This is a genomic window from Paenibacillus glucanolyticus (assembly GCF_037333485.1).
Classification (GTDB): Bacteria; Bacillota; Bacilli; order Paenibacillales; family Paenibacillaceae; genus Paenibacillus_AQ; species Paenibacillus_AQ glucanolyticus.
Map to the genome: position 1 here is coordinate 3778885 of NZ_CP147845.1, position 14454 is coordinate 3793338.

General features: G+C 46.0%; 12 protein-coding genes. All 12 read right to left on the reverse strand.

From position 1 onward, the window contains the following. Positions 1-154: 154 nt before the first annotated feature. Positions 155-1552: an ABC transporter substrate-binding protein gene (locus tag WDY75_RS17725; RefSeq protein WP_036642713.1), complete on the reverse strand. Its 1398-nt coding sequence runs from the start codon at positions 1550-1552 to the stop codon at positions 155-157. Continuing rightward, complete coding sequence (locus tag WDY75_RS17730) at positions 1539-2921, reverse strand: ABC transporter permease (protein ID WP_036642714.1); 1383 nt, start codon at positions 2919-2921, stop codon at positions 1539-1541. The genes WDY75_RS17725 and WDY75_RS17730 overlap by 14 nt, the downstream gene beginning before the upstream one ends. 5 nt (positions 2922-2926) lie before the next feature. After that, the gene (locus WDY75_RS17735; protein WP_228029966.1) at positions 2927-4126 is read right to left on the reverse strand and encodes an efflux RND transporter periplasmic adaptor subunit; all 1200 of its coding nucleotides are present in this window, start codon (positions 4124-4126) and stop codon (positions 2927-2929) included. Positions 4127-4140: 14 nt separating this feature from the next. Next, positions 4141-5067: a carbohydrate ABC transporter permease gene (locus WDY75_RS17740; protein WP_197477119.1), complete on the reverse strand. Its 927-nt coding sequence runs from the start codon at positions 5065-5067 to the stop codon at positions 4141-4143. Between the two features lie 38 nt (positions 5068-5105). Continuing rightward, entirely contained in the window at positions 5106-5996 is an 891-nt protein-coding gene (locus WDY75_RS17745) for a carbohydrate ABC transporter permease (protein ID WP_063479399.1), read from the reverse strand. Further along, positions 5983-6201, reverse strand: a complete 219-nt coding sequence (locus WDY75_RS17750; protein ID WP_063479398.1) for a hypothetical protein — start codon at positions 6199-6201, stop codon at positions 5983-5985. Before WDY75_RS17750 ends, WDY75_RS17745 begins: the two co-directional genes overlap by 14 nt. 522 nt (positions 6202-6723) lie before the next feature. Further along, on the reverse strand, positions 6724-7491 hold the full coding sequence (locus WDY75_RS17755) for a hypothetical protein (RefSeq protein WP_036642722.1): 768 nt from the start codon (positions 7489-7491) through the stop codon (positions 6724-6726). Further along, positions 7488-8927: a sensor histidine kinase gene (locus tag WDY75_RS17760; RefSeq protein ID WP_063479397.1), complete on the reverse strand. Its 1440-nt coding sequence runs from the start codon at positions 8925-8927 to the stop codon at positions 7488-7490. Before WDY75_RS17760 ends, WDY75_RS17755 begins: the two co-directional genes overlap by 4 nt. Before the next feature lie 3 nt (positions 8928-8930). Then, the gene (locus WDY75_RS17765; RefSeq protein ID WP_063479396.1) at positions 8931-9587 is read right to left on the reverse strand and encodes a response regulator transcription factor; all 657 of its coding nucleotides are present in this window, start codon (positions 9585-9587) and stop codon (positions 8931-8933) included. Between the two features lie 429 nt (positions 9588-10016). Then, positions 10017-11429: a sensor histidine kinase KdpD gene (locus WDY75_RS17770; protein ID WP_063479395.1), complete on the reverse strand. Its 1413-nt coding sequence runs from the start codon at positions 11427-11429 to the stop codon at positions 10017-10019. A 3-nt stretch (positions 11430-11432) separates the two neighbouring features. Continuing rightward, positions 11433-12140 (reverse strand): response regulator transcription factor, encoded by a 708-nt coding sequence (locus WDY75_RS17775; RefSeq protein WP_063479394.1) that lies wholly within the window; start codon positions 12138-12140, stop codon positions 11433-11435. A 94-nt stretch (positions 12141-12234) separates the two neighbouring features. Continuing rightward, positions 12235-14439: a M1 family metallopeptidase gene (locus WDY75_RS17780; RefSeq protein WP_063479393.1), complete on the reverse strand. Its 2205-nt coding sequence runs from the start codon at positions 14437-14439 to the stop codon at positions 12235-12237. Between the last annotated feature and the right edge of the window lie 15 nt (positions 14440-14454).

Sequence of the window (14454 nt, forward strand, 5' to 3'; positions counted from 1 at the left end):
CAATGAATGAAATCAATTTTCGATTTCCCTCTTCTTGAAACATGAAGCAGCGCACGATGTGGGCTGCTTCATGTTTCATCAACCTGTTCGTTTAAATAGATTGCCGTCCGGTGTTGACTTGCCCGTGACCCATTGAAGTCATTGGCCAATATGATTATTCTTCCATGTACAGTGTAATTTTGTTTTGTAGTGTTTTGGCTACGTCCTCAGCAGTTTTTTCGCCTTTAAAGAATAGTACTGTTTCTTCCATCACAAGGTCGTTGATTTTGGGTTCGATTCCGCCATAACGCGCCAACTGAGGTATAATCTCCTTCGCTTTTGCGACTTCTTCCGTTGACAGCTTATTCTCTCCCGCTGTCTCAAGCGCTCTGATTTGCGTCTCGGCGGTTTTTTTGTTGACCGGCAGACCTTGCAAATCCTGCTCTGATTGCATCTCTTCCGATAGAAGAAATTTAAGGAAGTCCCATGCCTTGTCCTTATTATTCGACTTTTCATTCATCGCAAGCAGCATGCCTACTCGAAATGAATTACCTTTGCCGCCGTCCTCTATAGGCGGCATGAACACCTGTGGGTCGGCGAACAGCATTTTCCCAAAGTTAAGCGACTCGAATCGTTGCAGCTTGGATTTAACGAAAGCTTCCTTCAAATTCAGACTCTCGCCCGCTTTGCCCGATCTGGTTCCGTATGATTCAGGTTCCTGAAGAATCCCGTTGTCGTAATAGGATTTGATTTCGTTCAGCAAACCGATGAATTCAGGGCTGTCAAAACTGGCTTTTTTCTCGTTCAGGTTCATGAACTTGTCGATATTTTCACCAACTCTTTCACTGGTGAAATATTCAGGCACAACGTATTGTACAACTGGATCTTCGCCTTGCTTGGCAAGCTCTCCCAGCTTTTCGGAAAATTGAGCCCAGGTCCATGAATTCGGATCAAGGTCCAAGTCAATAATCCGTTTTTTATTCCCAAACCATATATCCGGAACGACGTTTGGAGCAATCGCATACAAGCCATCCTTATATTTAAGCGCGTCAAAAATGTTCATGTAATAATCTTCGTCGTTAAAACCCTTTTCTTCTGTCATATAAGACTGCAAATCAACCAGCAGATTTTTATCAGCGTATTTGGTATACGCCAGCGAATCAACCATAATAAGATCGGCAGCATTGCCGTTCATCAGCTCCGTATTGACGGTAGTGACATGCTTCTCCACTGCAGCCGGATCGTATCCGACCGGACGCGAGGGCGCCATAGCCCCGCCTTGTGGTTTGGGAGTTTCGTAGGATTGTTTCAATTCAATCGTAACGCCGGGATTGGCCGCTTCATATTTCTCTTTCGCCAGCTCCAGTAATCGGTTGGACGTAACGACCGATACGGTAATGACATTGGATCCCGAGCTGCTCTCGCCTGAACCCTGCTCCGCGCTTTGAGAACCGCTGGCAGAGCCCGCTGCCGGGGTATTGGATCCCGAGCTGCAGGCCGATAAGGCAACTGCACTTGCCAGAATACATAAGACTATACCTTTTTTGCCAATCTTCCATCTAATGCTCAACATAATCATCCTCTCGATTCGGCTGCCTATAAGCTGCCATGAATAAACTAAATCCGAACAGTGAACCCCATAAGCCGGGCGAAATAAGCTGTGGCAAGCCAAGCAGCAGCAGGGCTAGACCCACCACCAAATAACATGCAGCGATGCAGTAAAACAAACGGATAAATCGATCTGAAGAGGGGAGGGCGATCATTCTCCATTCTCGAATTCCAAGCAGGAATAAGGGTAAGCCAAGCAGCAAGCCGATTGCTGCCACAACCGGGATATAGGAATTAAGCCGGTCCTCCATCAATTGATAGGGAAGCATATGTCCGAATAAAGCGGGTTGCTCCTGCCAATGCTGGAAGAGCTTTGTTTTGAAAAAGCTCAGATCAATCCATCGGCCGGGAATATACTCAGCAGGGATGAAAAAAGAAAATCGAGCAAGCAGCACTAACACGGCTGTGCTGACGCCAATTGCAAAAAATGACAGCATCTGCTTCAGCATATAAAACCTTTCCCGTTTCATTACCTCGTTGGAGTCGCCGATCTGCAGCGCCAGCTTCATTCGGCTGTATGTGCCACCGGCGATTCTCCGCATCCACATCAGACCTAGTACAAGAGTGAGAATACCCGTCAGCGCCGGAAGCAAGCGCGGAAGCTGCTGAATCAGCCTTAAGCTTTTTTCGCCGATACGAATTTTGTAAGTTTCAACGGACAGGTTGTTATCCATCAACGCTTTATGGACTTCCGCCTCCCCGTTCAGCAGCGCATCCCCGGACGCTTCAAGCAAAATGGTTCCTACCCGAGATTCCGGGCTTAAATCGGCAAATACGGTTGACGGCAGCAGCGCCTCCGGCCTGACACCCTTGGTCATCCATTCCATCAGGTTATTTTCGGAACGGTAAATGCCAATGATTCGAAACTTCTTGTCTCGGATAAAAAGCTCTTTGCCCAAAACATCCGCAGAGCCGAACAGGTAGTCGGCCAGGCTGTCGCTAATGACAACGACCTGATCCCTGCGTTCAATAGACGCTTTTGAAATCATGCTGCCCCTATCCAGCAAGATGGACGTAAAGTCGCTATAATCCCCGCCGATTCCGGCAGTGTTAACCTCTTTCTGGCGGTTATCCGCCTTCAAAGGGAAACTTCCTTTTATGGAGTAAGCCGCTTTTCCATTCCAGGACTCGATCAGCTTATTCACCTCTTGGTCGGTGTAGCCGGCAATCCCGATTTGACCCGGAACAGAGCTTGCCTGCACCTGCAGATTAATCCGCTCGGAGCCGATCGTCCCGCCCGACTGCTGCCATGCCATGACGGCGGCTTCGGAGAACACGCTGCTGAAACACATCAGAAACATGCCGATGGCCACCAGAAAAGTAGCTAAACGCATTATCCTCACTCCGTTCCGTCTCCGTTGGATACCAGCACCCTCTTGCCTTCCTCAATCGGCTTATTGCTGGAAGTGACTACCCTATCGGACGGACCGATCCCGTCCTTGACCACGGTGTATTCCGCATCAGACTCCTCAACGGTCAGCTTGACCTTGCGAATGAAATACTCCTTGCCGAGAGAGCCCTTTCTTTCGGAAACGAGGTAGACAAATTTCCCATCTTCATTGCTCTCCCGAATTGCGCTGTTTGGAACGAGTGTTTTACCATCCTCCTCTGAACCTGCTTTTTTTGTCCATTCGAAATCCCCGGCCTCACCCCCTTCAAGTCGCTTGTCCTTAATAACAGCGACCATTTCCTTCTGATCCGCGGTCTGCTGCAGGCCTCCGCCTGGAGTGTTGTTCTGCGGGCCTTCCGGCTGGTCGAGCTTTTTTGTTTGAATGGACTGGATTTTGACCTCGAATTCGGCATCGTCCAGACTTGGAATCGTAATTTTAACGAGATCTCCAGCCTTCAAGCGTTTCGCCTGTTCATTGGTTACATCGGCTTTGAACTCGAAGCTTGTCGTTGCTACTTGGAGATTAACAACAGCAGTCCCGGGAGAGACAAGCGCGCCAACTGTGGCGAGAACCTCGGAGACAACGCCTTCCTGCGAGGAGGTCAGCACCGCGTAGTTGCTGATTTCCTCTCTCAGGCGGTCGACTTTGCGCTTCTGGGCGTCCAGATCGAGCTTGGCGCTCTCGATATCGCGGGCAAATCCGGCTGCCAGCTTGTCATCCGCAGCCTGCTTCGCTTCCTTATAGCTGGTCTGCAGCTTTTCTAGAGTGATCTGCTGTTTCTCGTAGTTCAGATGCTCCGTCTCGATCTGCTCTTCCGTATCCGACGTATCGAATCGGACAATCACCTGGCCCTTTTTGACCTTGTCTCCGACCTCCACCTCCACTTTCTTCACCGGCCAAGCGCCATTCTCGGATATCACCTTGACCTCTTCCGCCGCCTCAACCGAGCCGGAGCCGTTTACGGTGAAGATGAGGCTGCCGAAGGTCGGGCTAGCAGCTGAAACCCGGGGTAGAGAGTATTCAAGGATCGTATTGGAAAATAACGTAAGCACGAGCATCATTAAAATAAATGCGACCATGATTCCACCCGTTTTTCTTTTTTTTGATTTGCCGGAGGATCTCTCTTCGGTTAAAACTGCAGCTTCCATATCGATTCTCCTTTCTATCCTTTAACGCCTGAAAGCTGTACACCCTCGACAAGCTCCTTCTCCGCATGAAGCATAAGCAAAATCGCAGGCAGCATGTAGATGACTGATGCCGCGAACGCGAGGCCTATATCGTCCTCGCTGATATAAGCGAGATATACGGACAAGGGCTGTTTAATGGCATCTTTCAGAAAAATAAGCGGCTGTTCGACCATGTTCCAGTTGTCGATGAAGGCCAGAACTGCAAGCGCGGCTATTCCGGATCGGCACATGGGCAGCACAATCGTAAGCAGAATTCTCAAATGCCCGGCTCCGTCCATGTGGGCTGCTTCAATGTAGCTGTAGGGAACAACCTGCATGAACTGCCGCATGAGAAACACCCCGAATGCGTTGAACATGCCCGGCAGAATAATCGACCATTCCGAATTGAGCAAACCAAGTGAATTCGCCATAATATAGTTCGGCACAAGCGTAACCTGGAACGGCATTAGCATGACGACAATATAAGCGAAAAACAGCGGCTCCCTAAGGCGGAATCGGAGCTGGGAGAAGGCGTATGCGGCTAGCACCGATAGGATGACCTGCCCGGCCACAATCGGCGCCGTCAGCCTCATGGAATTCCAGAACAGCATCAAAAACTGCGGCTGAGCTAACAGAATGTCGTAGTAAGCGTTCAGCGTCGCTTTTGACGGGATCAGCTTAAGCTGGACGTACTTGTTCTCTTCCCCGATTGACTGCTGATTGTTTTGCTCCTCTTCATCGGAACTCTTGATAATCGGCTTCAGCTCGCTTTTTATTTCACTAGGCGTTTTGAAGGAATGGATCGTTGTCATCACGATTGGGAAAACAAAGACGACGACAAGCAGCGCCAGGAATGCGGTTAACACTCCTTTATATAATTTGCTGCCAAATTTCCCGCGCAGCATAATTCCGCCTGACTTCATTCGGCTCCACTCTCCTTCCAAGGCATCGAGTCGCCCTTTTATAACCACCGATTGAATCGGCGTTCTACGGTAAACAAAACAAGAACCATCAAAACAATTGTGCTTGCCATCAGAAACGCCGCAGAAGTCATTTTCTGATAATCTAGCTGCTGGAACATGTTGTTCATAAAATGCTGGAGCATGTACAGGCTTTGATGCGGATAAGGCCCTGCAAGCATATACGTTTCTCGGAATACCTTAAACGAGTTAATGATGGACATAACGAACACGAAGAAGGTCGTCGGGGTCAGATAAACGATGGTGATCGAGCGCCATTGGCGCCATCGCCCCGCTCCATCGATGCGGGCCGCTTCATAAAGATGCTCCGGTATGTTCTGCAGGCCCGCCAAAAACAGCAGCATGTTGTAACCGACATTTTTCCAAATATAGATCAAGATGACGATGAACATTGCCGACTCGCTGTCCATCCAATCAACCGGCTCCATCCACCAAGCCTCCAGCCAGCCGTTCAGCGTCCCGTTCCGTTCGAAAAAAATTTGCCAGATCAGCACAACGGAAGCGACCGGAATGACGAGCGGCGAGATGAACGACAAGCGGAACCAGCGCTGCCCGTACACCTTGCCGTTCAGCAAGCCTGCCAACAGAAGGGAGAGCATCATATTGATCGGTACGCATAATGCGGTGAATAAAAACGAATTCCATAACGCTCGTTTGAACGAATTGTTGCTGAGCAGATCGATATAATTGCGGATACCGACGAGCTTACCGTCGATCGGCGTATCCACTAGCGAGTAATAAAAGCCGATTCCAAATGGCAGGAAAAAAAACAAGGTCACTCCCGCTACGCTCGGAATCAAAAACAAAGCGGCATATGATCCGTCGGAACGGAAGACTCGAAGGAGACGACGACCGAAATTAATCCCATCCATCGGATGATTCCTCCTCCGGCAGCGTGATCCTAGATGCAACCCCATCTTGTTGCCCTGAATAGTCCAAATCAGCACATCGAACGTCGCTCTTCATCCATAACGGAGTCGGTGTTGCCATGTTGTTGTATGAAACGAGCGGATCAGACCGCTGAACCCTGCCGATTATAGTAATTTCCGTCAGCGATTTTCGAATCCAGTTGGGCATAGGGTAAACTTCCTTTCAAATTCCAAAATATTGTGAGTTTCTGCCCTTGCTCATCTATCGCTATTACGAATAGATTGAGCAAGATATGAAGCATAGGCCTGGGCCCATCTCGTTACAGATGAACGCTGTTCTTTGCGGACCATAAGTTAAAATTGACCAGATATCTCCACTAAATGCAGTCGATCCCCCGGTACCTGTCAATGCAAGAAATATAGGCAGGCAGCAACGATCCCTATGGCTGGAAGCAATCTGCGGATGCGTCTTCCTCAGAACCGTCCTTGTGATTACATCAAATCCCCGTCATATAGCATTGTTTATAGTCTGACATTGGTGAGCGCTGTCTGAGGAAGGTTAAAACTTCTCCGTAGGTTAAACAACTTTTTAAATCTCCTCTCTATCACTACTTCGCTTATATGGACAGTATAAAACTGCGATATATGATAAGTGAGATGGAGTTGTAATGAAGTTGTAATTGTTGAAAATAGTCCGCACGCACAAAAAAAGACTAGCTGCTTTATGCAGCTAGTCTTGGTTTTGAAGGTTGACAGGCGATCTCGGATAATTCTTGAGCATTACCATCAGATCTTTGTTGAAGCCTGTAACTTTCATGCTGGTTAAATTAACTGTAATTTGATATTTCAATGAATTGTCTTTCTTACTCCTGTAATATATCTCTGCTTCATCTGCCGAGCTAAACGAGCCAAAATCCGCACTCAAATCTGATAAAGAGTAACCTTCCTTATCTTGAATAAACTTGCCCGAGGTTTCAGTTATTTTAGAAGAAGGTATATTTTTATTTATATCTACTGTTGTTTGATAGTCCGATTTCTGGAAATTAGAGATTTTCAGGACATTGCCATCTCTTGCATTCAATACGATATCGTATCCTTTTTTGCGAGTGGGAGTTATGGTCATCGTAACATAGTACAGGCCATCGGGAATATTATTCAACTCTGTTTTGGCATCCTCCCTATCCTTCTGAGATGCACGCGAGGCAATGTTTTGTTCGACCAGCTCTTTCAACTTGTTTTGATCTGCCGCCATTAGCTCAAATTGAACTTGGTTCAACGTTAATTGTTCATTGAAATACTTGTTGACCGCATTTATGCTTAATGTTTTCACGGCCTCTTGTGAAAGCACGCCTTCGTAATTCACTTCATTGCTTTCTCGCTCATTGCTTATTTTTTTAACCATGACCTTGTCCTTCTCGATGCTGTTATAGAATCCACCGCAACCCGTCGTTAAGATCATGAACACAGCGAAAATAATAAGAAAGCTGAGCTTGTTCATTGTATCCCCCCGCCTTCTCGTTCTCCTTGATCGAAGATAAGTCTGAATGTCGTACCCTGATTCTCTTCACTACTCACTTCAAAGATGGCATGATGTATACGAGCTATGCTTTGACATATAGAAAGGCCTAAGCCCGCTCCATTGTTTCCTCTCGTTCTGCTTTTATCCGCCACATAGAACGGTTCAAAGATTTTGTCTTGATGCTCTTTGGGAATCCCGATACCCTGGTCGATGACTTCCAGCACGTATCGACTGCCGCGCCAGTATGCACGAATCGTAATGATTTGTTCTGCAGCAGATGCCTTGAGTGCATTGTCCACGAGATTGAAGATCACGATTTTTATCAAATCCTTTTCCAACAACAGACTGCCTTTTTCGCAATCGATAGCAATCGTAACGTGCTTCTCCCTAGCTTTCAACTCCATCGTAGATTTAATCTCAGCAATGATTGCTACCAGATCATGTTTTTCTAATTGATATTGATCCTCCTGAAGCAGGATCAAATCCATCAGTTTCAACGAAAGTGACTCCAACCGTTTTCCTTCGGAGTAAATCACATTCAGTCCGTCTAGAAGCTGCTCTTTGTTGTACTTGGATATCCGAAGAAAATTCGCATATCCGATTATTGATGTCAACGGTGTTTTTAATTCATGAGTAAAATTGTTAATGAATCGTTGCTTCTCTTGATTATGCAGCTCCAACTCATTGATTTTATCCTCGACAACGGCGGCCATATCATTGAAATTACGTGCCAGAACGCCAATCTCATCCTTTGATTTCAGCTGCACACGTTCCGAAAAATTTCCTTTTGCAATGATTTGAGCCGTTTGGTTAAGTTGTTTGATCGGTTTTGTCAGTCCTCTGCTTATGAAAAACATAATAATCATATAGAGTAAAACTGCGGCCATATCCACTCTAATGAAAAAGCTATACTGAGCCAGGCGCTCCTGATACACAAGAGAAATGTCTTTGATATAGGTGAACACATAATTTTTATGATTGATATCCGTAATATTCGTTGTAAACAATAAAGTACGTCCGTCGATATCCCTCAAAATATATTTGATTTCATCCGCGGCCAGTTTGTCCAATTCCTCGCGCTGCGATGGCATCTTAAAGTCCGTATTGCTGAAGATAGACTGCCCCTTGTCATTCATAATATCCATGTATGTGTGCTGATCAACGTTTTTCTCGACAAATTCTTTGGCAATATTCGTTAACACGGTTTTCTCGTAATCAATGGAATCATAGATGCGAAGAGTCGGAACGATCGCGTTGACACTAGAGTGAATGTTCATGTTCTGGCTGATACCGCTGTTGATTTCCTGCTGCAGCATCTTGCTATGATTTCTCTCAATGACCATGATACAGGCAGCATTAAAGATAAAAACGAAGGATAGAATCGAAGACAAATAAATTTTATGCCAAAACTTCATCGATCAATCCTCCAGCCGGTAGCCGATTTTGTATATGGTTTTGATATTTTCCTGCAAATGAAGCTTTTTGCGCAGCGATTTGATATGCATATCGACCGTTCTTGTTTCACCGAAATAGTCGCCGCCCCATACTTTATCGAGAAATTGCTCTCGTGAGAGGGCGATATTCTTATTTTTCAGCAACACAACTAACAAATCGTATTCCTTCGGTGTCAGCTCTACGGGTTGGCTATGGATGGTCACTTCCCTTTTGTCCATGTTGACTTGAACGTCTTGAAATTGCATCATGGATTCTTCTTTGCCGTATCTGCGTAGCACAGTTTCAATACGGGCCAAGAGCTCGATCGCCTCAAAAGGCTTGACCATGTAATCATCCGCCCCTAATTTGAGTCCGGTGACTTTGTCGTATACCGAGTTTTTTGCGGTAAGGAAAATAACGGGTATACGATGGCGTTGGATTTTTGAAATCAATTCAAAACCATCTATCTTGGGAATCATAACGTCTAACAGAATGAGATCAAACGTCTCACGTTCTATTGCCTCCAGCGCCGCCAATCCATCATATACCTCCGTGGTCGCATAGTTCACGATGTTGAGATTCATTTTAATGATATTGGAAATGTGAATATCGTCTTCAACGATCAATATCTTCTTATTCATTTTCTTATTTCTCCTGACCTGACGTTCAATACGTATTTATTAACTCAAACCATAACAAGCATAGTGTGCTGCTAACTTCAACGCCTCCATCATAAAGCTAATACCATTATAATTCTGGTCTAAGTCGTACAGTTTGACAATACCCAATGTTATTTGCCCTCACGAAAGATCAACCAGTTGTGAAGCCTCTTAATTTCTATCTCCCTCTGCTGTCTGTTCCTCCCATTGATTAGAGATTAGAGACCATTTGTTAAGAAAAAGTGTGAAAAATATTAAAAATTCCTTAAGTTCACCAACACAAAAATACCGCGATTTCTCGCGGTTAGTTAATATGCCGTTCATGAATCCTTTACCAGCGCTCTTTGCGCTCGCTTCGCGATTCGCTGCCTATCCTTGTTGTTAGGATAACCCGCTTGCATTTAATTAATCCTATAGCCGGATTTCAATCGTGGTGCCTTGACCGACCTCACTCTTGACCTGGATATCTCCTCCATGCGCAATAATAATATCATGCGTTATCGCCATGCCGAGGCCTGATCCTTTGTGCAATTCACCTGTATTCGTTCCCCGGAAATACCGATCGAATATTCGCCCAAGCTCCTCCTGCTTAATGCCCTTCCCATTGTCTTCAACACGGATCAGGGTATGAAGCCCATTCTTCTCCACCCGGACCTTAATGACGATATGTTCTTCATTGTGGACGATAGCATTGTAGATCAGGTTGCTTATGGCTCTGCGAATCAGAATACCATCAACCTCGATGGATATGAACTCGTCACTGCACTGAAAATCGATGGTTCGATTGGAATATCGAGCATCATTGAGTGTATCAATTACAACATTTCGAACCAGACGCACGATATTGATATTGTTTTTGTTCAACGTCAGCTCCCTATTCTTTAATCGCGTGGACAGATTCAAATCCTCAATGACGTCTTTCAAGTAGATGGATTTGCGTTCAATGATCTCGGCGTAATCCCTCATCTCATCGACGGAGAACTGATACTCCGGATCCTTCATCATCTCGGCATACCCTTGTATCGAAGCGAGAGGTGTTTTGATATCATGCGAGATATTACCAATCCATTCTTCCTTCATAGCATCCAATTTCTTTCTTTCCATTTCGCTTGATTTCAGTTCCTGAGACAGATGATTGATGTTGGAGAAGACGTCCTTGTATACCCCTTTAGGTCTATGGTAGACGTTGTAATTCTTGTTAGCCAGGCTCTTGATGCTGTCTATCAGAATATGCAGTGGTTTGGTCAACCGCTTGCTAAAAATATAGGCGATGCATAAGGCGATAATTCCATCAACCGCGATGATTGTCAGGCTAAACACCTTCAGCACCTGTCCTAGATTACGGGAATCGAAGGTTAATACTTGCCGCTCCAGGTATGGAGTCGTGAAACCTACCAAGTAGCTGTATCGATGGTTCGGCACTTTTTTCTCGCCAATGAAGACGGTGGAGAGAACTTCCTTCTCGACATACTTATAGATCTGCACGATATCGATGGGGGTATATTTTGTTCTGGCCGCTTCGGGTGCGAGATACCGATAGATTTCCCTGCCGTTCTCATCTAATATTTGTACCCACGCCTGATTATCCCGAAGTATCTCCTTGCCTCTTTCGGTAACTGACGGACCTGATTCTGCTATAAGGATATATTCCTTAAAGGATCGGGCTATTGCCTCTGCAGAGGTTTCACTCTCAGCTAGCGAGAAATCCTCGTTCATCGCCTGCAAGACAAATAACCCGAGTACCACCATGATATTCATAATAATGACGATAACGACAATCAGAACAACGGAGAACAGATACCTGCCGGTCAACCTCCATTTCATACCCTATTCATCCTCTGCGACAAGCTTATATCCGAGACCCTTTACCGTCAGCAAATATCGGGGTGCTGAAGGATCATCTTCTATTTTCTCCCGCAGCCTCCTTACGTGAACCATGACCGTATTATCAAATCCGAAGAATTCCTCACCCCATACCTGATCATACAGGCTTTCCTTACTGATGATCTGACCCGGATGTTTAAGCAGCAGTGTCAACAATCCCAGCTCCTTCGGTTTAAGCGGAATGACCTTGCCATTCTTCTTCAGCTCCACCTTCTCCTCATCTAACTCAAAAGGGCCTACTTTAATGAGACGATTAGCCTTATCCTCCAGTTGAACAGGATCAGCCCTTCGGAAACGTGCCTTAATCCGATAAGCCACTTCCTTAGGACTAAACGGTTTGGTGATATAATCGTCGCCACCGATGGCAAAACCCAAGATTTTATCAATCTCCTCCGCCTTGGCCGATAAGAAAAATATGGGGACATTGGAGACAGCACGGATTTTCTTGCATACCTCGTAACCTTCTCCGTCCGGAAGCATGATATCCAAAATGACGATGTCGGGCTGGCATCTCTGGAACTCATCCCACGCCGCTTCCGCAGTAGCTGCTGTATATACCTGATCTATGCCTTCCTTGACCAAGACAGTCTGAAGCAGTCTGACAATATCGGCTTCATCATCAACGATCAGTACCTTCTGATCAAATCCCATTTCGTTCACCCCCTGCTATAAACAACATCTTTCCCACCTTAAAAGCCGCTATACCCAAGCGGCGGCTCCAAGAATTCGATCCCGAACCTCCGGCTTACTCCTCCGCGAAAAATTGGGAAAGAGGGTTCTCCACTTTTTTATCCGACATCACCTTGCCCGTCTTGTCCAACACGTAATACTGATAATAAGCACTCGTGAATCCGATGGATTCCTGCATCTTCATCAGGTAAGATTCAAATCCTCCGTCGGCTACCTGATCTCCATTCCAGAAGAAGTGCAGCATCAAGCGATTCTGATTATATGGATGTTTGATAATGTAGGCACCGGCGGCTGAAGGTTGATTCATATTCGCTTTCCATGCAAACCCTATTTTGTTGGCCCGTTCGATGATGCTGGATCTTAAAGCCTGCACAAAACCGTTTGTCTTCTCATTGCCGATCACAATCAGGTTGCTGGTCCCCAGTTCTTTCTTCATTTTCCTCTTCAGCATCTGACGATCCCTGATTACGTCATAGTCGACTCCGCTTAAATCCAGAAACATCGTCAATTGGTTTACCATATCTTCCTGCTGCTTGCTTGCTGACTTGTTTGCTTGATCGCTGAGAACAATGGTTAACGCTTCACCATGAAGCGCTTTGTCGATCACGCGGCTCATGGTCTCGTAAGCCAAACCCGGAATCTGGGTTAAGGATGATTGATACAACAGTTGGAACTGATCGTGCAGATATGCAGATTTCTCCTTATCCGACATTTGATATTCGGTCTTCAGTTTAAAATTCGGTTCATACAGGGCCGTTCTCATTTCATTACGCGCTTCTTCGCCAAGCACATCTTCAATGGTTTGAAGCAGTCCGTCCATTGTAGCATTCTGATACACATAGCGCGTGAAATATTCTCTCATAAATTCATCAAACTTCGCTTCTCCGACGGTTCGGTACAATTGATATATCGCTTGACGGCCTTTATCATAATAAACTGGACTGGCCCAGTCCCCCACCTCTTCATTGGTTGACGCTATGGCCCGATCGATGGAGGAGTCGTCAAATTGAATGGATTTAAAGCCATTCATCTTATCTCCCTGCTTCTCGGCGAAATATACCTTGGAAAAGTCCGCAAATCCTTCATCCAGGAAGGATTCGGTCTCGGAATCATTTCCGATCAACGCATGGAACCATTGATGTGCGATTTCATGAACGAAGACGGTGTCTTGTGCGGGATCGGCATTACGTTTGATCTGCCCCATTTGAATCACCCGTGCGTACTCGACTGCCACACCCTCCACGTACGATTCGACAATCCGAAACTCAGGGTAGGGATAAACACCGTATTTATCACTGAAAAAATCAATGGCTTTGAATGCCTCATCCATGTATCGTTCAACAAGCTTATTCTTCCCTGGCTGGTTGTCAAAATAATAATATTCCACCGTAAGACCATCACGGGTAACACTGTCAACTTTGAAATTCGGACTGGCAAAAAATACGAACTCTCTTGTATTCCGGGCCTCAGTGGACACCACTTTGCGTCCGTTCACCACATCATTTCGTACCGAGATCGTGCCGGGCATCGCTACCTGATAATCGTCGGGAACGTTTAGCGAAACCTCATAGTCTGCCGAGGTGTAATAATCCGTCTCGAATGTACGGCTGTAAGGAGCTGTATTCCACTGATGCTTGTCCTCGTCATAGACAGACATGACCGGGAACCCGTGGGCTCCGTTAATGATATCTTTATAATACGATAAGCGCTGTGAACCGTAAGGTATTTTCAGATTGAAGTCAATCTGAACCGAGACCGATTCTCCCGGCTGAATGGGATGTTCTAATTGCACCATCAGGGCCTGGTCTTTGTTCCTGAACTCAAGAGTTTGGCCGTTTGCCGTCACTCCTTCAATATCAATGCCACCAAGAAAGTCTTCCGGCTTCTTGTCCGGGTTGTTACTGCTGATTTCTTCATTGGATCGCTTGAACATGGTTGTCTGAGTAGACTTCGAGCGGTTGGCATCGGCATAAGTATGAAAAACCAATTGCTTCAAAGTATCTTTGCTTGTGTTCCGATAAGTAATCCATTCACTCCCCTGCATCGTCATCTTCTTCTCATTCAACCGGGCTTGAATTTGGTATTGAACAGGCGCTTGAGCCTCCACATTCGCTGCACGCTGTGAAATCGTCGGAACAAGCGCTGCGCCCGCCGCAGCGCTGCCCGCATTGATGAGCGGGCATGCTGTCAAGATCAGTGCAAGCGAGCTGAAAACTGTTTTTTTGAATAAGGTTGATATAGCTTCTCTGGATGGGTTCATATGATTCTCTCCTCT